The 19,374-nt window shown below is 74.6% G+C and carries 17 protein-coding genes and 1 pseudogene; 10 read left to right on the top strand and 8 right to left on the bottom strand.

The genetic code is table 11. The annotated features are described in order from the left end of the window. Positions 1-252 precede the first annotated feature (252 nt). The 5 genes from ACQEVB_RS00660 (at position 253) to ACQEVB_RS00680 (ending at position 4,560) form a co-directional block, all read left to right on the top strand. Positions 253-645: a PH domain-containing protein gene (locus tag ACQEVB_RS00660; protein ID WP_432963282.1), complete on the top strand. Its 393-nt coding sequence runs from the start codon at positions 253-255 to the stop codon at positions 643-645. 276 nt (positions 646-921) lie between these two features. Next, a complete protein-coding gene (gene ilvD / locus ACQEVB_RS00665) occupies positions 922-2,763 on the top strand; it encodes a dihydroxy-acid dehydratase (RefSeq protein ID WP_432963285.1) in 1,842 nt (613 codons plus the stop codon). 46 nt (positions 2,764-2,809) lie between these two features. Beyond that, positions 2,810-3,247 (top strand): RidA family protein, encoded by a 438-nt coding sequence (locus ACQEVB_RS00670; protein WP_432963288.1) that lies wholly within the window; start codon positions 2,810-2,812, stop codon positions 3,245-3,247. A 10-nt stretch (positions 3,248-3,257) separates the two neighbouring features. Beyond that, complete coding sequence (locus ACQEVB_RS00675; RefSeq protein WP_432963291.1) at positions 3,258-3,596, top strand: winged helix-turn-helix transcriptional regulator; 339 nt, start codon at positions 3,258-3,260, stop codon at positions 3,594-3,596. Then, positions 3,589-4,560, top strand: a complete 972-nt coding sequence (locus ACQEVB_RS00680) for an ADP-ribosylglycohydrolase family protein (RefSeq protein WP_432963294.1) — start codon at positions 3,589-3,591, stop codon at positions 4,558-4,560. The genes ACQEVB_RS00675 and ACQEVB_RS00680 overlap by 8 nt, the downstream gene beginning before the upstream one ends. Positions 4,561-4,562: 2 nt before the next feature. Here the strand turns inward: ACQEVB_RS00680 and ACQEVB_RS00685 are convergent, their stop codons facing one another. Beyond that, complete coding sequence (locus ACQEVB_RS00685) at positions 4,563-5,105, bottom strand: TetR/AcrR family transcriptional regulator (RefSeq protein WP_432963297.1); 543 nt, start codon at positions 5,103-5,105, stop codon at positions 4,563-4,565. Between the two features lie 91 nt (positions 5,106-5,196). On the opposite strand from ACQEVB_RS00685, the gene ACQEVB_RS00690 reads away from it, so the two are divergent. Continuing rightward, positions 5,197-6,708, top strand: a complete 1,512-nt coding sequence (locus tag ACQEVB_RS00690; RefSeq protein ID WP_432963300.1) for an MFS transporter — start codon at positions 5,197-5,199, stop codon at positions 6,706-6,708. A 61-nt stretch (positions 6,709-6,769) separates the two neighbouring features. Here the strand turns inward: ACQEVB_RS00690 and ACQEVB_RS00695 are convergent. Both ACQEVB_RS00695 and ACQEVB_RS00700 read right to left on the bottom strand, forming a co-directional pair. Next, a pseudogene (locus ACQEVB_RS00695) lies at positions 6,770-7,231 on the bottom strand (phosphotransferase); the annotation flags it as partial. 324 nt (positions 7,232-7,555) lie between these two features. Beyond that, positions 7,556-8,161 (bottom strand): DoxX family protein, encoded by a 606-nt coding sequence (locus ACQEVB_RS00700; RefSeq protein WP_432963303.1) that lies wholly within the window; start codon positions 8,159-8,161, stop codon positions 7,556-7,558. Between the two features lie 74 nt (positions 8,162-8,235). On the opposite strand from ACQEVB_RS00700, the gene ACQEVB_RS00705 reads away from it, so the two are divergent. Continuing rightward, positions 8,236-9,372 carry a PQQ-dependent sugar dehydrogenase gene (locus ACQEVB_RS00705; RefSeq protein WP_432980025.1) on the top strand — a complete coding sequence of 379 codons (1,137 nt, stop codon included), beginning with the start codon at positions 8,236-8,238 and terminating at the stop codon, positions 9,370-9,372. 15 nt (positions 9,373-9,387) lie between these two features. After that, positions 9,388-9,699 carry a hypothetical protein gene (locus ACQEVB_RS00710; RefSeq protein ID WP_432963306.1) on the top strand — a complete coding sequence of 104 codons (312 nt, stop codon included), beginning with the start codon at positions 9,388-9,390 and terminating at the stop codon, positions 9,697-9,699. A 73-nt stretch (positions 9,700-9,772) separates the two neighbouring features. On the opposite strand, the gene ACQEVB_RS00715 is transcribed toward ACQEVB_RS00710, so the two are convergent. Continuing rightward, on the bottom strand, positions 9,773-10,438 hold the full coding sequence (locus tag ACQEVB_RS00715) for a PP2C family protein-serine/threonine phosphatase (protein ID WP_432963309.1): 666 nt from the start codon (positions 10,436-10,438) through the stop codon (positions 9,773-9,775). 193 nt (positions 10,439-10,631) lie between these two features. Here ACQEVB_RS00715 and ACQEVB_RS00720 point away from each other — a divergent pair, with 193 nt between their 5' ends. Then, entirely contained in the window at positions 10,632-11,159 is a 528-nt protein-coding gene (locus tag ACQEVB_RS00720) for a hypothetical protein (protein ID WP_432963312.1), read from the top strand. A gap of 99 nt (positions 11,160-11,258) precedes the next feature. Here ACQEVB_RS00720 and gatB read toward each other — a convergent pair whose 3' ends face one another. The 4 genes from gatB to ACQEVB_RS00740 all read right to left on the bottom strand — a co-directional run bounded on the left by gatB (position 11,259) and on the right by ACQEVB_RS00740 (position 16,773). After that, the gene (gene gatB, locus ACQEVB_RS00725; RefSeq protein WP_432963315.1) at positions 11,259-12,779 is read right to left on the bottom strand and encodes an Asp-tRNA(Asn)/Glu-tRNA(Gln) amidotransferase subunit GatB; all 1,521 of its coding nucleotides are present in this window, start codon (positions 12,777-12,779) and stop codon (positions 11,259-11,261) included. Further along, complete coding sequence (gene gatA, locus ACQEVB_RS00730; RefSeq protein WP_432963318.1) at positions 12,776-14,242, bottom strand: Asp-tRNA(Asn)/Glu-tRNA(Gln) amidotransferase subunit GatA; 1,467 nt, start codon at positions 14,240-14,242, stop codon at positions 12,776-12,778. Before gatA ends, gatB begins: the two co-directional genes overlap by 4 nt. Further along, a complete protein-coding gene (gatC, locus tag ACQEVB_RS00735; RefSeq protein ID WP_432963321.1) occupies positions 14,242-14,565 on the bottom strand; it encodes an Asp-tRNA(Asn)/Glu-tRNA(Gln) amidotransferase subunit GatC in 324 nt (107 codons plus the stop codon). Before gatC ends, gatA begins: the two co-directional genes overlap by 1 nt. Positions 14,566-14,694: 129 nt before the next feature. Then, entirely contained in the window at positions 14,695-16,773 is a 2,079-nt protein-coding gene (locus ACQEVB_RS00740; protein ID WP_432963324.1) for a hypothetical protein, read from the bottom strand. A gap of 107 nt (positions 16,774-16,880) precedes the next feature. On the opposite strand from ACQEVB_RS00740, the gene ACQEVB_RS00745 reads away from it, so the two are divergent. Beyond that, positions 16,881-19,283 carry a LuxR C-terminal-related transcriptional regulator gene (locus ACQEVB_RS00745; protein WP_432963327.1) on the top strand — a complete coding sequence of 801 codons (2,403 nt, stop codon included), beginning with the start codon at positions 16,881-16,883 and terminating at the stop codon, positions 19,281-19,283. Positions 19,284-19,374 lie beyond the last annotated feature (91 nt).

The following is a 19,374-nucleotide window of genomic DNA, read 5'->3' on the forward strand; positions in this document are numbered from 1 at the left end:
TCGTGGCGTCATGGGTGGCCTGGGCATGAAAAAACCCTCGCCGCACGCTGGCGGAACGAGGGTCGGCGCGTCGTCGGCGGGGACTTGCTCAGGCGGCGACGCGCCGGAGAAGTACGAGGCCGATGAACGAACGCATGCGCCGGACGGTAGCCGCAGTCGTCCGCGGCCGTCAATTCTCTGGGAGGGCGGTACCAGATCGTGGGACGTGCGGGCGGGCGGGACCTGGCTCGCGCCGGATGCCATGCTGGTGACGTGAGCAGGGAAGAGAGCAGCGAGGCGCCGCACGCGGTGTTCCGTCCGTCACCCCTGGTCGTGCTGGTCGCGTTCGCCTTCGCGTTCTGCGCCACCCCGTTCGCGTTCGGGGCGCCGCTGTTCTGGCTGATCTACCTGATCCCGGTCGGGATGATCGTGTGGGCGGTGCGCACCCGCACCGTCGTCGACCCGGACGCGCTGACCGTGCGGCGCGTGCTGGGCGGGCGCACCGTGCCGTGGTCGGAGATCGCCTCGCTGCGGCTCACCAAGCGCACCCGGGTGCGCGCGGTCCTGTCCGGCGGCGACGAGTTCACGCTCCCGGCCGTGCACGTCCGCAACCTCCCGGCGCTGGCGGCGGCGAGCGGCGGCCGCCTGCCCAACCCGTCGGGCTGACGACGTCACACATCGCCGGGCCCGTTCACACACGTCCGAACGTGTGTGAGGCGGCCCAACTGTGTGTGAGGTGGTGGTGTGGGCCTGGACGCCTGCGGCGGGCTGTTCGGGCGGGCTCCGCCCGCCGCGACCTCACACACCGGGGGGCCCGTTCACACACGTCCGAACGTGTGTGAAGGGGCCCAGCCGTGTGTGACGTCGGTCCGTGGCCCGCTGGACACTGCCCCGGCGTAGCGTGGACGGGCAACGATCCCGCCACCTCTGGAGGCAGAGCCGATGCCGGCCCTCCGTTCCCGCGTCACCACCCACGGCCGCAACGCTGCCGGCGCCCGCTCCCTGTGGCGCGCCACCGGCATGACCGACGACGACTTCGGCAAGCCGATCGTCGCGATCGCGAACTCCTACACGCAGTTCGTGCCCGGGCACGTGCACCTCAAGGACCTCGGCGACATCGTGGCGGAGTCGATCCGCGCCGCAGGTGGGGTGGCGAAGGAGTTCAACACGATCGCCGTCGACGACGGCATCGCGATGGGCCACGGCGGCATGCTGTACTCGCTGCCGTCGCGCGAGGTGATCGCCGACGCCGTCGAGTACATGGTGAACGGGCACGCCGCCGACGCGCTGGTGTGCATCTCCAACTGCGACAAGATCACCCCGGGCATGCTCAACGCCGCGATGCGGCTCAACATCCCCACGGTGTTCGTCTCCGGCGGGCCGATGGAGGCCGGCAAGGCCGTCGTCGTCGACGGGGTCGCGCACGCGCCCACCGACCTGATCACCGCGATCTCCGCGTCCGCGTCGAGCCAGGTGGACGACGACGGGCTGGCGCTCGTCGAGCGCTCGGCGTGCCCGACCTGCGGCTCGTGCTCCGGCATGTTCACCGCGAACTCGATGAACTGCCTCACCGAGGCACTTGGCCTCGCGCTGCCCGGCAACGGCTCCACGCTGGCCACGCACGCCGCGCGGCGGGCCCTGTTCGAGCAGGCCGGGCGCACCGTGATGGACCTGGCGACGCGCTGGTACCGCGACGACGACGCGTCGGCGCTGCCGCGCAACATCGCCACGCGCGATGCGTTCGAGAACGCGATGGCGCTCGACGTCGCGATGGGCGGATCCACCAACACGGTGCTGCACATCCTCGCCGCCGCGCAGGAGGGCGAGGTCGACTTCGACCTGGCCGCCATCGACGCCGTCTCCCGCCGGGTGCCGTGTCTGGCGAAGGTGTCGCCCAACTCGGACTACCACATGGAGGACGTGCACCGGGCCGGTGGCATCCCCGCGATCCTCGGCGAGCTGCGCCGGGCCGGGTTGCTGCACGAGGACGTGCACACGGTGCACTCGCCGACGATGGCGGAGTGGCTCGACACGTGGGACATCCGCGCCGAGTCGCCCTCCGAGCAGGCCGTCGAGCTGTTCCACGCCGCGCCCGGCGGGGTGCGCACCACGCAGGCGTTCTCCACGGAGAACCGCTGGTCGTCGCTCGACACCGACGCCGAGGGCGGGTGCATCCGCGACGTCGCGCACGCCTACACCAAGGACGGCGGCCTCGCCGTGCTGCGCGGCAACATCTCCCCCGACGGCGCCGTGATCAAGACGGCCGGCATCCCCGAGGAGCTGTGGCACTTCGAGGGCCCGGCGCTGGTCGTGGAGTCGCAGGAGGAGGCCGTCTCGGTCGTCCTCACCAAGAAGGTCAAGCCCGGCGACGTGATCGTCGTGCGCTACGAGGGCCCGTCGGGCGGGCCGGGCATGCAGGAGATGCTGCACCCCACCGCGTTCCTCAAGGGCGCGGGCCTGGGCAAGGTGTGCGCGCTGATCACAGACGGCCGGTTCTCGGGCGGCTCGTCCGGCATCTCGGTGGGGCACATCTCCCCCGAGGCCGCGGCCGGCGGCGTGATCGGCCTGATCGAGGACGGCGACCACGTCGTCATCGACGTCGCGAGCCGCACGCTGAAGGTCGACGTGCCCGACGAGGTCCTCGCCGAGCGCCGCGCCAAGATGGAGGCGAGCGAGCGGCCGTGGCAGCCGAAGGACCGCGACCGCCCGGTCAGCAAGGCCCTGCGCGCGTACGCGGCGCTCACCACGAGCGCGGACAAGGGCGCGGTGCGCCGGGTCCCCTGACCTGCTCGCTATACGCAGGTGTCCTTACGCAGGAAGAAGACCGTACTTGCCGGTCCCGCACCTGCCGGCCGACGCTGCGGTGGTGAACGACTCCGCAGTACGTGAGCAGATCAGCACCGATCCCGACTGGTACGAGCCCCACGCGATCTCGCAGGCGATCCGCGTCGGCGACGTCGTGCACGTCTCCGGGCAGGCCGGCATCGACGAGCACGGCGCGACGGTGGCGACCGACTTCGACGGGCAGGCCCGGCAGGCCTTCGCCAACCTCGACCGGGTGCTGCGCGCCGCCGGGTCCGGGCTGGAGCACGTGGTCAAGGTGACGATCCTCGTCACCGACATGTCCGTGATCGACCAGGTGATCGCGCTGAGCCGCGAGTTCTTCACCGAGCCGTACCCGGCCGACACGATCGCCCAGGTCGTCGCGCTCGCTCGGCCCGACTGGCTGATCGAGATCGAGGCCGTCGGGCTGGTGGCGCGGGGGTAGGGTCGCGGGTGTGCGCGACACCGTCCGCAAGGCCGCGCAGAGCTGCCCCACCGAGCTCGCGATGGAGGTCGTGGGCGGCAAGTGGAAGATCGTCATCCTGGAGCACCTCGGGTCCGGCACGCTCCGGTTCGGCCAGCTGCAGCGGTCCCTGCCGGGCATCACCGCCCGGATGCTGACCCGCCAACTGCGCGAGCTGGAGTCCGACGGGCTCGTCACGCGCACCGTCCACGCCGAGGTGCCGCCCCGGGTCGAGTACGCGCTCAGCGAGCGCGGCGCGAGCCTGGCGCCGATCATCGCCCAGCTGCGCAGCTGGGGCGAGGACTACCGCACGGAGGTCGGAGTTGACTGATCCGCGCAGGTCCCGGGTGCGCGGGTGCCTGCTCGGCGGCGCGGTCGGGGACGCCCTCGGCGGGCCCGTCGAGTTCCACTCGACCGCGCAGATCCTCGCCGAGCACCCCGACGGCGTGCGGACGTTCGTCGACGGCGGGGCGGGCTGGCCGCCCGGCACGGTCACCGACGACACCCAGATGACGATGTTCACCGCAGAAGGGCTGATCAGCGGGGACGTCCACCGCGCGTACGACCGGTGGCTGGACACGCAGCTCCTTCCCGGACCGCCGGCCGACCCCGACGGCCGGCTGGCCGCCCTGCCGTGGCTCTACGCGCGCCGCGCACCCGGCACGACCTGCCTCGACGCGCTGACCGCCCGACGCAGGGACGGCCGGTTCGGCGCCGCCGCCGTCAACGACTCGAAGGGCTGCGGCGGCGTCATGCGGGTGGCCCCGGTCGGGCTGCTGAAGGACGCCGACGACGGGTGGGTCTTCGACACCGCCTGCACGTTCGCCGGCTACACGCATGGCCACCCGACCGGTCAGGTCGCGTCCGGTGCGCTCGCGGTGCTGGTCAGGCACCTCGTCGACGGCGCCGAGCTGCACACCGCGCTGGACACCGTCGACGCGCTGCTCGCCGAACGCCCCGACAGCGGCGAGACCGTCGCGGCGCTGGCCCTGGCGCGCCGGTCCGCAGCCCGCGACGTACCCGGCCCCGGCGCCGTCGAGACCATCGGTGGCGGCTGGATCGCCGAGGAGGCACTGGCGATCGCCGTGTACGCGGCGCTGTGCCACCCGGGCCCCGACGCGGTGCTCGACGCGCTGGCGCTCGCGGTCACCCACTCCGGCGACAGCGACTCGACGGGCGCGATCTGCGGCAACATCCTCGGCGCCGAGCACGGCGAGGCGGCGCTGCCACCGGCGCTCGTCGATGGTGTGGAGGGCCGCGCGGAGCTGCTGCGGCTGGCCGACGAGCTCGCCTGAGACTACGGGCGCAGTCCGCGCAGCAGCACCTCCTGCAGCCGCGTGGCGCGCTCGTCGCCGCCCTCCCCCGCCGCGGACTGCGCGACGCCGTGCGCCATCCACAGCAGGTCCCGCTCCTGGATGTCGTCGCGGACGGCGCCGGCGGCGCGGGCGGCGTCGACGAGCAGGGCGCCCGTCTCGTGCATCAGCCGGTGGCAGTCGACGAACACCTCGCCCTCCTTGCCGAGCGACTCCACGAGCGCGCCGGCCAGCGCGCTGCGCTCGCGCATGTGCGCGACGACGAGCGCCACCCAGCCCTCCAGCGCCGGCCCGGGCGGCAGCTCGTCGGCGAGCTTCCGCCCGCGCTGCGCGAGCTCGGCGACGGCGTCGCGGTAGGCGGCCTCCTGCAGCGCCTCCCGGGTGGGGAAGTGCCGGTAGAGCGTGCCTGGGCCGACCCCCGCCCGTTTTGCGATGTCGTCGAGGGACGCGCCGGCGCCCTGCTCGGCGAACACCTCCTGGGCGACGGCGACGAGCCGGTCTCTGTTGCGGCGTGCGTCGGCGCGCACCGGTACCCCCTTGCACAAACGGAGACTGTCTCCGTATGGTCTCTGGCGTTGAACGGAGACTACCTCCGTTTCTTGTCGAGGGGGACCCACCATGCCCGTCGTGCTCGCGGTCATCGTGATCGCGCAGCTCATGCTCGGCATCGACGCCACGGTCGTGGTCGTCGCGATGCCCACCATCGGCGCCGAGCTCGGCCTCGACGTCGTCGACCAGTCCTGGATCCAGACCGCCTACGTCGTCGCGTTCGGCGGGTTGCTGCTGCTCGGCGGCCGTCTCGGCGATGTGCTGGGCCGCCGCCGCGCGCTCGTCGGCGGCATCCTGCTGTTCACGGCGGCGTCCGCGCTCGGCGGGCTCGCCGACGCCGGGCCGTGGCTCGTCGCCGCCCGCGCGCTGCAGGGCGCCGGCGCCGCAGTCATCGGACCGAACGCCATGGCGCTGCTCATGCTGAGCTTCCCCACCGGCCCGGCGCGCGACCGCGCCCTCTCGATCATGTCCGCCGTGCTGAGCTCCGGCGCCGTGGTCGGCCTCGTGGTCGGCGGCGTGCTCACCTCGTCGGCCAGCTGGCGGTGGGGGCTGCTGATCAACCTGCCGATCGGCCTCGCCGTCGCGCTGCTGGCGCCGCGCGTGCTGCCCGAGACGCCCCGCACGTCCGGCGCGCTGGACCTGCCCGGTGTCGCGACCTCGGCCCTCGGCCTCGGCGCGCTCGTGTTCGGCCTGACCCGCGCGGCCGAGCACGGCTGGACGGCACCGGACGCGGTCGGCGGGCTCGTCGCGGCCGTCGTCCTGCTCGCGGCGTTCGCCGTGATCGAGCAGCGCGCCGCCCGGCCCGTGCTGCCGCCGGAGCTGCTGCGCGACCGCGGCCGGTCGGCCGGCTACCTGGCGTCGATGCTCGCGGCGGCCGCGATGTTCGGCACGTTCTTCCTGCTCACCCAGTTCCTGCAGGAGGTGCTCGGCTTCGACGCGCTCGCCGCCGGGCTCGGCTTCCTGGCGCTCATGCTGCCCCAGCTGGTCACCGTGCGGCTGGTGCCGCGGCTGCTCGCCCGGTGGCGCCCCCGCGTGCTCGTTCCGACGGGCGCGGCGCTCGCGGGAGCGGCTGCGCTGTGGCTCTCCCGGCTCGACGCGTCGTCGACGTACGCCGGCGGGCTGGTCGGGCCGATGCTGCTCATCGGGATCGGTGGCGGCCTGGTCTTCGTGCCGCTGACCCGCACGATCCTGGCCGCGGTGCCGCCGGAGCAGGCGGGTGCGGCGTCCGGGACGCTGCAGGTCACCCAGTACACCGGCACCGCGCTGGGGGTCGCCGTGCTGGTCGGGGTGTACGCCGCGGCCGGCCGCGCCGGGCTCGCCCTCCCGTCGGCGCTCGCCACCGGGATGCTCGCCGCCGCCGCGTTCGTCGTCGCGGTCGCGGTGCTGGCCCGGGCGGCGGACAGCGCCCGCATCACGTCAGAGCCTGGCGCAACCGGAAGTGCGCCGACCTCGCCGTCTCGATCATCTCGGCGACCCTGGCCGCGCCGAGGTGGTCGGCGGCGAAGCCCAGGTACTGCACGTGGACGTGCAGCTGCGCCCACGGCTCCTCGATCGCCCGCAACCGGTCCGCATGGTCGGTGAGCTGCGCGAACTCCCGCTCGTACGCGTCCGGCGAGCACTCGCCCTCCGCGACGGGCACGGCAACGTCGACGCCGGCGGGTGCGACTCGCGCGTTGCCCCAGTCGATGAGCACCGGCCCGTCGTCGTCGACGAGGACGTTGCCGCGGTGCGCGTCGGAGTGGGTGAGCGTGCGCGGCAGCAGGGCCAGCGCGGCCGTGATCGCGGGATCGGCGTGCCACCCGTCGAGCACGGCGGCCGCGGCCCGGTACTCCGGCTCGCCGGTGCGCTCGGCGCCACCCCGCACCGCGACGAGCGTGTGGTCGACGAGGCCGCGCCACCACCGCGCATCGACGACGGGCAGCCCGCGCGGGCGGCGGCGCCACCAATGGGCGTGCACGCGGGCGAGCACGGCCCAGATCTCGTCGGGGATCGGGTCCGCAGGCGTCAGCGCGACGCCGTCGACGTGCTCCAGCACGATCCAGTCGGCCCCGACGGCGAGCGCCTGCCCACGCCGGATCCCGCGGACCACCGCCAGCGCCCGCATCGCCGCGACCTCGGCCGGTCCGGTGCGCTTGAGCACGACCGTGCGCGGTCTGCCGTCGACGTCGAGCTCGACCCGCTCCACGCTGGACGCCACGTACCCACCGGCCAGCGGCCGGCGGTCGAGCACCTCCACCCGCGCGTCCCACCGCCGGGCGAGGGCGTCCGACCAGGTCACAGCACCTCCTCGCTGGCGCTCGTCGGCGCCGTGCCCGGCGGTGCTGCGCTGAATGGTGCCCTCGCAAGCTCGGTCACACCACCTCCTCGCTGGCGCTCGTCGGCGCCGTGCCCGGCGATGCTGCGCTGAATGGTGCCCTCGCAAGCTCGGTCACACGGCAGGACGGCGCAGCAGCACGTAGACCAGCACCCCGACCGCGACGCCGAGGATCAGCGCGAGCACGCCCCACGGCGCGGGCCGGCGGTGCCACGTGCGCCCGTTGTCGAGCGCGATGTGCCCGGGCCCGGTCAGCACGAGCGCGGCCGCGGCGAGCCCCAGCACCACGTCGCCCTCGACGGTGACGGGCGCGGTCTGCGCCAGCAGCGCCGCGCCCGTCGTCAGCGCGAGCGTCACCGTGTTGATCTTGACGGCCAGGATCGCGGCCGCGGCCAGCGGTGTGATCACGCCGAGCACCACGAACGCGCCCGCGACCACCTCCGCGACGCCCGTGGCCCACGCCAGCGCCGAGGCCTGCTGGTAGCCGGCCGCCTGCACGGACCGCGTGAACTCCCCGATGCCCGGGTAGCCCCACATCCCGAACACCTTCTGCACCCCGTGCGCGAACACGATCCCGCCGACCCCGAACCGCAGCAGCAGCAGGCCGAGGTCGGCCGCCGGGTTCCACGCCAGCTTGCGGCGGTTGTCCCGCGACGGCGTGGAGTCCGAGGCACCGAACCCCTTGCTGAAATCGGGGATCGTGGTCGTGGGGTCCGTCATGCCGGGGAGGGTAGCCGGATCGCCCCTCACCCGCCGCTTACCTCGCCGGTCCTACGCTCGGCCGAGTGGGACGTATGCGACGCGCCATTGCCGCGCTGGCGCTCACGCTCCTCGTCACCGGCTGCGCGACGTTCCCCGACAACGGCCCCCGCGAGTGGCACGAGAAGGTCGAGGACCAGGGCGAGCTCGGCGGGCCGCCCACCATCCCCGACCCCGCGCAGCCCCCGTCGACGATCCCCGGGCAGCCCGGCCGGCCGGGCCAGAGCGGGCAGGCGCCCCCGCCGGTGCGCTGCCCCGACCCGGACCCCCAGGTCGTCGCGACCTGCCTCGAACCCGTCGGCGCCGTCGCGCCGCTCCCCGAACCCGACACCGCGATCGTCGGCGAACGCACGACGGGCCGCGTCCTCAAGGTGCAGAAGGGCCGCGACCCCGAGCTGATCACGACGCTCGACGTCGACCCGGTCGGCGGCGGCGGCCTCACCGGACTGGTGCTCTCCCCCGGCTACGACGAGGACCAGCTGCTCTACGCCTACGTCACCACCCGCACCGACAACCGCGTGGTCCGCATCGCACGGGGCGAGCCGGCCAAGCCCGTCCTCGCCGGCATCCCGCGCGGGAGCGTGCACAACGCGGGTGCGCTCGTCGTCGACGTGGACGGGATGCTGCTCGCCGCCACCGGGGACGCCGGCGGGGCCGATCCGCGCTCGCTCGCCGGGAAGGTGCTGCGCATCGACACCCTCGGCAAGCCCGGCGAGGGCAACCCCGACGCCGCGTCGCCGGTGCTCTCGTCGGGGCTCACCGACCCGGGCGGGATCTGCGTCGAGCCGCAGACGCAGGTCGTGTGGGTCACCGACCACGCCGGCAGCCAGGACGTCCTGCACCGCGTCCAGCCAGGGGCGCTGCCCGCGCCGGCGTGGACGTGGCCGAACCGGCCCGGCGTCGCCGGCTGCATGGCCGTGCCCGGCGTGCTCGCCGTCGCGCAGACGCAGGGCGCCGCGCTCTTCGTGCTGCGACCCGGGCCGACCGGCGGCTTCACCGGCGACCCGGAGACGCTGCTGGTCAACACCTACGGACGGCTGTCCGCCGCGGCACCCAGCCACGACGGCCTGCTCTGGCTCGGCACCGTCAACAAGGCCGGCGGCAGCCCCGGCAAGACCGACGACCGCGTGATCCACATCCAGCCGCCGTCCGGCGGGGCGAGCAAGGCCTGAGAGGATCCGCTCACCATGAACACTCGCACCATCCGCACTGCGGCCATGGCCGCCCAGTTCGTGTTCGCCGTGGTCGGGCTCGCGCTGGTGCTCGCCGGCCTCCAGCTGCCCGGGTTGGTGCTCTTCGGCATCGGGTTCCTGCTGGCCGTGGTGCCGATCGTGCTGCCGAAGCCGCCCCCGTTCACTGTGCGGCTCACCCCGGAGCAGGTGGCGGCGATCCGCGAGGAACGCGACACCCGCGGGAAGTTCGCCGCGGCGCGCAGCCTGCGCAAGCAGTACCCGGGGATGCCGCTGGCGCAGGCGCTCGCGATGGTCCAGTACGCCTGACGTCACACATCGAGCAGGGACCGCACACACGTTCCAGCATGTGTGAGGTCCACACACGGTGTGTGACGTCGCTCTAGCCGGCGAGCACCGCCGCCGTGGCGTTGTCCCGCGCTCCGGCGGCCAGCGCCGCGTCCACCAGCCACTGTGCCGCGCGCTGCGGATCCGCCGAACCCGAGACGATCCGGGCGATCTCACCCGGCTCCAGCGTCCGGTGCACGCCGTCCGAGAGCAGCAGCAACGTGCCCGCCGGGCTCGACGCCGTGCCGACCGCGTCCGGGCGGACGGTGCGCAGGCTCGTCGTCACCACGTTCTCCCAGCGCCGGGCCACGCGCACGCCCTGCGCGCGCAGCTGCGCAGCCACCGTGTGCTCGTGGGTCACGGGCCGCACCACCCGCCCGTCGTGCAGCAGCGCGGCGGCGTCGCCCACCCACGCGACGTCCCAACCGTCCGGCCGGGCCGCGGCGACGACCAGCACCGCGTCACCCGCGGCCGGTGCCGCACGCACCGCCGCGGCCGCGGCCAGCACCGCGGCCAACGGCCCGCGGCCGGACGCCGCGACGTGCACCGCGACGTCGACCGCGCCCTGCGCGGCCAGCGCCGCTGCCGCCGTGTCACCGATCCCGTCGGCCACCGCGGCGACGCCGTCGCGCACCGCGACCGCGTCGGCGGCCACCGTCCGCAACCCCTGCCGCGTCGCCGATCCGAAGAGCAGCCGCCGCGGGTGGTCGAGGATCGTCATGACCCCAGGGTGCCCGCGGTACCTGTGGGGAGCCTGTGCGCGCGGTGAGGGTTCCCAGCGGGGGGCGTTGCCGGATGGTGAGGGCGGCGACCCTGCCACGGAGCAGGGCTGACGCGGGGGTCGACACCCGGTTGTCTGGTGCCAGGCCGGAAGCAGCAGCGACCGGCACACAGCCACCCGAGGAGCACCCGCCATGTCCCGCATCGCCGCCACCAGCACCGCCGCCCGCATCGCCCGCCGCACCGCCCAGGGCGCACTCGGCCTCGTCATCGCCGCCGCGGCGATGGCCGCCACCGGCACCGCCTACGCCGACGCCCCGCCGGACGCCCCGGTCGCCCCGGTCGCTGCGGCCGACGCCGACCTGACCATCACCGGCGACATCACGGGCCCGATCACCGACGCCTCCGCGACCTGCCACGACTTCGGCAACGGCGCCTACGGCTTCGAGCTCAAGGGCCTGGTCAACGGGGCCCCGGTCACCCTGACGTTCGACACCGCCTTCTTCAAGGGCGCCCACACCTACAACGCCACCGGCATCACCGACGACGACGGCGGCCTGGTCACACTGCAGACCGACCAGGTCCAGGTCGTCACGAACGGCGCCAGCAGCGGCACCTTCACCATCGACAAGGGCGAGCTGACCGGCTCGATCGACACCGACCTGAGCAACGACGGCCTGACCGCCCACATCAACGGCACGTGGTCCTGCACGACGTCGTGACCGTCCGCTCACCTCACACACCGCTGGGCCCGTTCACACACGTTCGGACGTGTGTGAACGGGCCCAGCCGTGTGTGAGGTCCAGTGTCCCGCGGGACACCTAGCTGCAGCGCTCGATGACCAGCTCGCGGACCCGCTTGGCGTCGGCCTTGCCCCCGGTCGCCTTCATGACCGCGCCGACGATCGCGCCGGCGGCCGCCACCTTGCCGCCGCGGATCTTGTCGGCGACGTCGGGCTGCGCGGCCAGCGCCGCGTCGACGGCGGCGACGAGCTCGCCCTCGTCCGACACGACCGCCAGCCCGCGGGCAGCCACGACCGCGTCCACTCCATCAGGACCAGGACCGCCCTCGCCGGCGAGCACGCCGTCGACGGCCTCCCGGGCCAGCTTGTTCGTCAGCTCGCCGGAGCCGACCAGCGCGATCACCCGCGCCACCTGGGCCGGGGTGATCGGCAGCTCGTCGAGGGCGACCTCGCGGGCGTTGGCCTGCTGGGTCAGGTACGCGACCCACCAGCCGCGGGCGTCACCGGCCGGCGCGCCGGCGGCCACGGTCTGCTCGATGAGGTCGAGCGCCCCCGCGTTGACGAGGTCGCGCAGCTCGGCGTCGGAGAGCTGCCACTCCTGCTGCAGCCGCGCCCGCCGCGCCCACGGGAGCTCCGGCATGGTGCCGCGCAGCTCCTCCACCCACTCCGCGGGCGGGGCGATCGGGACGAGGTCGGGCTCGGGGAAGTAGCGGTAGTCCTCGGAGGTCTCCTTGCGCCGCCCGGGACGGGTGCTCGCCGTGTCCTCCAGGAAGTGCCGGGTCTCCTGCACCACGGTGCCACCGCCGAGCAGCACGCCGGCCTGCCGCGACATCTCGTGGCGCACCGCGCGCTCCACCGACCGCAGCGAGTTGACGTTCTTCGTCTCGCTGCGCGTGCCGAGGATCCCGGAGTCCCGCGGCGACAGCGACAGGTTCACGTCGCAGCGCATCGAACCCTGGTCCATCCGCACGTCGGAGACGCCGAGCGACTTCACCAGGTCGCGCAGCGCGGTGACGTACGCCCGCGCGATCTCCGGCGCCCGCTCGCGGGTGCCCGGGATCATCTTCGTGACGATCTCGATCAGCGGCACGCCCGCCCGGTTGTAGTCGAGCAGCGAGTACTCGGCCCCGTGGATGCGCCCGGTCGCGCCGCCGACGTGCAGCGACTTGCCGGTGTCCTCCTCCATGTGCGCCCGCTCGATGCCGACGCGGAACGTCTCGCCGTCGTCGAGCACGACGTCGAGGTAGCCGTCGAACGCGATCGGCTCGTCGTACTGCGACGTCTGGAAGTTCTTCGGCATGTCCGGGTAGAAGTAGTTCTTCCGGGCGAACCGGCACCACGGCGCGATCGAGCAGTTCAGCGCCAGCCCGATGCGGATCGCCGCCTCGACGGCGCTGCGGTTCACCACCGGCAGCGAGCCCGGCAGGCCCAGGCAGGTGGGGCACACCTGGGTGTTCGGCTCGGCGCCGAACTCGGTGGAGCAGCCGCAGAACATCTTGGTCCGCGTCGACAGCTCGACGTGCACCTCGAGCCCGAGCACCGGGTCGAACTTCTCGACGACCTCGTCGAAGTCGACCATGTCGTAGGTCGGCGCGGTCATGCCTTCACCTCCGGCATCGGCGCGGGCCCGCGCGCGGCCTCATAGGCCGCCGCGACCCGGTACATCACGGCCTCGCCCAGCGCGGGCGCCATCACCTGCAGGCCGGTCGGCAGGCCGTCGGCCAGGCCGCACGGCACCGACAACGCCGCGGTGCCGGCCAGGTTCGTCGGGATCGTGGCCAGGTCGTTGAGGTACATCGCGACCGGGTCGTCGATCTTGTCGCCGATCGGGAACGCCGTGGTGGGCGTCGTCGGCGACACCAACACGTCGACCTGCTCGAACGCGGCCGCGAAGTCGCGCGCGATGAGCGTGCGCACCTTCTGCGCCTGCCCGTAGTAGGCGTCGTAGTACCCGGCAGAGAGCGCGTACGTGCCGAGCATGATGCGCCGCTTCACCTCCGGCCCGAAGCCGGACTCGCGGGTGGCCGCCATGACCTCCTCGGCGGAGGCACCCTGGTTGACGCGCAGGCCGTAGCGCATGGCGTCGAACCGCGCGAGGTTCGACGACACCTCGCTCGGCAGGATCAGGTAGTAGGCCGAGATGCCCGTGGTGAAGTGCGGGCAGCTCACCTCGACGACGTCGGCGCCGAGCTTCTCCAGCTGCTGCACGGCCGCGTCGAACGTCGACTGCACACCCGCCTGGTAGCCCTCGCCCGTCAGCTCGCGGACGACGCCGACGCGCAGCCCGGACAGGTCGCCGGACGCGCCCTGCTTCGCCGCGGCGACGACGTCGGGCACCGGCCGGTCGATCGAGGTGGAGTCGAGCGGGTCGTGGCCGCCGATCACCTCGTGCAGCAGCGCCGCGTCCAGCACGGTGCGCGCGCACGGCCCCGCCTGGTCGAGCGACGACGCGCAGGCGATCAGCCCGTAGCGCGACACCCCGCCGTAGGTCGGCTTGACGCCGACGGTGCCGGTGAACGCGGCCGGCTGGCGGATCGAGCCGCCGGTGTCGGTGCCGATCGCGAGCGGCGCCTCGAACGCGGCCAGCGCCGCCGCCGAGCCACCGCCGGAGCCGCCGGGCACGCGGTCGAGGTCCCACGGGTTGCGGGTGACGCCGTACGCCGAGTGCTCGGTGGAGGAGCCCATGGCGAACTCGTCCATGTTGGTCTTGCCGAGGATCGTGATCCCGGCCGCGCGCAGCCGCGCCGTGACCGTCGCGTCGTACGGCGGGCGCCAGCCCTCGAGGATCTTCGAGCCGGCGGTGGTCGGCATGTCCGTCGTCGTGAAGACGTCCTTCAGCGCCAGCGGCACCCCGGCCAGCGGCGACACCGGCTCGGCCGCGGCGTCGACGAGCGCGGCCGACTCCAGCGCCGCCTCGCCCGCGACGTGCAGGAACGCGTGCACGGCACCGTCGACCTCGGCGATCCGGTCCAGGTGCGCCTGCGCGACCTCGACGGCCGAGACCTCCTTGGTGCGGATCAGCTCGGCCAGCTCGGCCGCGGTCCTGCGGATGAGCTCCGACATCACTGCTCCTCGCCCAGGATCCGCGGGACCCGGAACCGGCCGTCCTGGCTCGCCGGCGCACCGGCCAGCGCCTGCTCCTGGGTCAGGCCCGGACGCAGCTCGTCGGGCCGGAACACGTTCTCCAGCGGCACGGCGTGCGACGTGGGCGGCACGTCGACCGCGGCGATCTCGCCCACCTTCGCGACCCACTCGATGATCGTGTCGAGCTGGCCGGCGAACAGGTCGAGCTCGTCCTCGGTGACGGCTAGCCGGGCCAGCCGCGCCAGGTGCGCGACGTCGTCGCGCCCCAGCGTCGGGCCCGCGGCTCCGGGATCGGCGGACATGTCCCTCCAAGGGGATCTGCACGGCAGGGGGGTTGCGGCGGAGGCTGCAGCGCCGGATCCGCCGTCGTCACAGCCAGTCTAGGCCCGGGCACCACAGGGTTCCGTGGCGGCCCGGGCCGCCAGCCCCGCTCAGGGCTCGATCGGCATCCGCGGATCGGGCTTGCCACCGGGCAGCTCGTCAGCAGGCACGACGAGCTCACCGGACAGCCGCAGCGGTGCCGAAGCGGTACGGGTGACACCGAGCCGGTCGGTGGCCGTGACCTGCACCGTCGTGTCGACGTCCGCGCCGGACACGCTGCGCACGACGCACGTCGGGCCGGTGATCGTCGTCGCCGCGATCCCGACGACGGGCGCCGGCAGGTCGGGCCGGCCGGTCAGCTTCCCGCCGATCCGCCACTCGTAGGTGACCGGTGCCTCCAGCCGCGTCGGCACGGCCCGGAACCGGACGGTGGTCGCGAGGTGGAAGACCGTCCCGGCGGCGGTCGTCCCGGCCTGCTCGCTGCTGTGGTCGAGCACCTGCTGGACGAGACGCACCCGCCGCGGGGTCGCCACCAGCGTGCCGTAGACCTCCAGGTCGTCGAGCACCACCGCGTCCACGGCGAGCGCACCGAACAGCTCCACGAGCGGCCTCGGGATCACCTGCACCGGCTCGATCGGCTTGGACGTGGCCGCCGTGATCGCGGCCCCGATCTTGCGGCGCACCGCGATGACGAGCGCAGCGATCAGCGCGGCGAGAACGCCGACACCCACAGCCCCGCCGGCGATCACGCCACCGATCAGCCAGGCGATCACACCGGCCACGATCGCGAGCACGCCGCCGAGCAGGATGCCGAGCAGCCTCAGCCGCACGTGCACGGAATGCGTCACCTCCCCCACGTCGACGTGCAGCGCGCCGTCCTGCGGGCGCAGCGTGAACGGCACGCGCAGCGACACGTCCGCCCTGAACAGGGGATGCACGACCGTCAGCTCGGCCGTGACGACGAACGACTTGGCGAGCGGGTCGGCGCCGTCGATGGCCACCTTCAGCTCGTGGATCACGATCGTCCGCCCGTCGGCCTCCTGCTCCAGCGACAGCCCCGCCCACTCGACGAACGGGACGGGATCCGTGCGCTGTGCCTCGTGCGTCGGCGCGGGCAACCCGGCCAGCTGCTCCGCGTGCTGCACCTCGCAGGCGATCGAGCGCAGCAGGAACACGTTGTCGAGGAACAGGCCGGCGGTGCGGTCCGCCGGCAGCGGCGAGCGCACCGCGGCGACATCACCCTCGGCGTCGGCGAGCAGGCTGGTGAGCACGGCGAGGCAGGCCTGCGTGTCGTCCTGCGCAGCGAGGAGGGCGACGGCGAGATCACGCATCCCGATGTCGCAGGTGTCGGGGCTCCCGCCGGGCAGATCGAACGGGAACGGGCGGGGGAAGATCCCGCCCACGGCGTCGGCGATCAGCTCCACCACCGGATCGAGCAGCAGCGGGACCAGCGGCAGGGGCAGGCCGAGCAGGGTGACCTCGACGCTCGCCCGGTCGATCACCATCTCCCGGTCGGTGCCGGTGCCCGTCGTGCCGAACGCGACGTCGAGCGTGATCTCGACCGTCAGCCCCGGCACCGGCGCGTCCGAGCCGAGCACGATCAGCACGACGCCGGCCGTCACCTGCAGCCGGACCCGGCCCTGTACCGCGTCGATGGCCGCCGTCGGTGCAACGACGACGTCGACGAGACCGAGGGAGCCCACGCCGTCGGTGGGCCCGAGGTCGGCGAGCGCCTCGGACAGGAACGGGCCGAGCAGGTCGGCGAGGATGCTGCCGAGCTGGTCGCCGCCGACGGCGAGGCAGGCGTCGAACCCGCCGAGCGGGTGCGTGGCCGGCGCCGCGGCCGGCTGCGCCACCGGCCGGATCGGGCGCGGTCGGCCGACCGTGACCGGCAGGCGGTCGAGCGCCAGGCCGGCCGGCAGGGCGGGCGCGCTCCGCCGGCTGGCGGCGACGGCGGCCAGCAGGGCAGGCGCGGCATCGGGCACGGCGGCGCGGAGCACGGCCTCCGGGTCGCGCAGGAACGCGGCGCGCGCCCGGGGGTCGCGTTCCAGGTGTGCGCGGAGGCGGGCGGTGACCCGGTCCTGCTCGGCGCGGCGCACGCCGGGCAACGTGGGCGCGCCGGCGTCGGTGTCGAGGTCGATCTCGAGACCGGTGAGCCGGGACGCGGGACGGGTGGTCGTCACGGTCATGGAGCACTCCTTCGCTGGTCGGACGGGGCAACCAGCGTCGAGCGGCGGGCCGGCGGCCGGTATCGGGGGAATTGACCGAAACCGGCGCCGCTGACGACACTCGGCAGGTGACGCTCGCCGCGGCCCGCTCGGCGTTGGCGCGCGTGTTCGCCGGCGCCGGCCTCGTCGTCGAGCTGACCGGCGAGCCGGGCATCGGGCGCACCCACCTCCTCGACGCGATCGCCGCCGAGGCCGGCGCGCGGGCAGCCGTGCGGCGCGGGGCGGCCGCCGGGCCGGACGCGTCCGGTGCGGAGCTCGCTGCCGCGCTGGGCGACGCGACGGTGCCGGCGCTGCTGGCCGGCCGATCCGATCGGCGCCCGCTCGTCCTGCTCCTCGACGACCTGCAGTGGGCCGATGCCGCCACCCACCACCTGCTCGCCGGTCTCGTGGCCGCACCGCGCGTGCCGGGGGTGCTCGTCGTGCTCAGCCGCCGGTCCCCGTCGGCGCGCGTGGCCTGGGCGGACGGTGTGGACGAGCGCTGGACGCTCCCGCCGCTCAGCGTTGCCGAGGCCGCGCCCCTGCTCGCCGGGCTGCCGCCGGAACGGGCGGCCGCCGTCCACCGGCGGGCGGGCGGGAACCCGTTCCTGCTGACGCACCTCGCCGCCGCAGCCGACGACGGCGTGCCCGCCGCCGTCGTGGAGGAGATCCGGGCCGAGGTCGAGTCGTTGCCGCCGACGGCACGGAGGTGGGTCCGCACGGCGGCCGTCATCGGCGAACCCGTCGATCCCGATCTCCTCGACGCGGTGGCGGAAGGCGGCCTCGACCCGGCTGGGCACGGGCTGCTGGTCGCCGACGCGGCCGGGCTGCGGTTCCGGCGTCCCGTCGTCGGGGAGGCCGTCTACGCCGGGACCGGTCCGGCGTGGCGGCTGGCCGCGCACGAGCGGGTCGCCGGCGCGCTGCAGGCACGAGGCGCGTCGGCCGCCCGGGTGGCGCCGCACCTGGAGCTGAGCGCGCGAGCGGGCGACGTCGACGCCGCCGCCGTCCTGGTGGAGGCGGGCGCCGCGGAGCCGGTCGTCACGACCGCAGCCCGCTGGTACGCAGCCGCGGTGCGGTTGCTGCCCGACGAGACGCCGCAGCGTTCCGCCGCGGTCGTCGCGCACGCGATCGCGATCGGCCGGTCCGGCCGGCTCGGGGAGGCGCGGCAGGCGCTGCGGTCGGCCGGATCGACCGACGCCGACGCCGTGCGGATGCTGGCCGAGCTCGACCGGCTACTGGGCGGACCCGATCACGGCACCGGCTCGCCGGGCCTGCACCTCGTCCGGGCGGACAGGCTGTCCGACGCGTGGGCCGGCCCCGCTGACCACGCCGCGGCGCTGCACCACGCCGTCGAGGCGCTGGTCGGTGGTGATGCCCGGGTCGCAGCGGAGGCCCGCGTCGCGGTCGCGGCGGCGGAGCTGGCGTGTGGCCGCACACCGGTCGTCGACGGCCCCGTCGATGACACCGTCGAGCTGCTGGAACGGCTCAGCAGGCTGGAGCTCGGTGCCGAGCGGCTCGCCGAGGCGACGCGGCACGCGCGGTGCGGCGTGGCTGCTGCCGAGCGGACCGGGCAGCCACTGGCCGCTGCCCGCGTGCACGCCACGTTGGCGACGTGTCTGCTGCGCTCCGGCCGGCTCGCCGAGGCCCGCGCCGCCGCGGACGCCGCCCGGGTCGCGCTGGCCGGCGTGCACCCGCCGCCGGCGCGCGACGTCGCGCGGACCACCGCGGTGGCGCTGCGCGTGGCCGTCGCGACGGGTGACCGGGCATCCACCGACGCCCGCATCGCCGAGCTGGACGCCGGCCCGTGCCCGCCGCGGGTGGCGCTGGAACTGGCCGCCGCCCGACCCGAGCGGGCGGCGGCGTTGCTCGTCGACGGGCCGGGGCTGCCCGGGCTCGCGCGCATCGACCGGCCCCGCGCGTACGCGCTGCTCGCCGCGGCCGACCCCGACCGCGCCCCGGAATGGGTCGCGCGTGCGGAGCTGGCCGCGCGGGGCGTCGACCTGCCGGGGCGTCAGGCGCAGGTGCTGCGGGCCCGGGCCGAGCTGCACCTGAGCACCGGCCGGGTCGCCGACGCCGTCGCCGATGCCCGCGCGGCGCTGGCCGCCTGCGCGCACCTGCCGGCCGACGCCGGACTGTCCGGCCTGCTCCTCGGCAGGGCACTGGCCGCGGCCGGTGATCCGGCAGCAGCCAAGGAGGCGTGGGAAGCGGCCCGCCCGCTGCTAGCCGGCAGCGCGGCCGACGCCTGCGCGCACCTGCTGCGCTCCGTCGGTGCGCGCCCGACCGGCCCGCGAACCGCCGCGAAGACCGGCGGAGACCCGTTGAGCCGCAGGGAACGTCAGGTCGCCGAGCTCGTCGGCGCGCAGCTCACCAACCGGGAGATCGCCGCCGCCCTGTTCCTGTCGGAGAAGACCGTGGAGACCCACCTCGCCGCGGTGTTCCGCAAGCTCGGCGTCCGCAGCCGCACCGCCGTCGCCGCCCACCTCCGCCGCCCCTGACCTACCACGCGCGAGTTGCCCGGATGGGGACCGCGAGTTGCCCGGGTCAGGACCGCGAGTTGCCCGGAGACCAGGGTCACGTCCACGGAGG

The sequence above is a fragment of the Pseudonocardia sp. CA-107938 genome (assembly GCF_050936315.1).
GTDB lineage: Bacteria > Actinomycetota > Actinomycetes > Mycobacteriales > Pseudonocardiaceae > Pseudonocardia.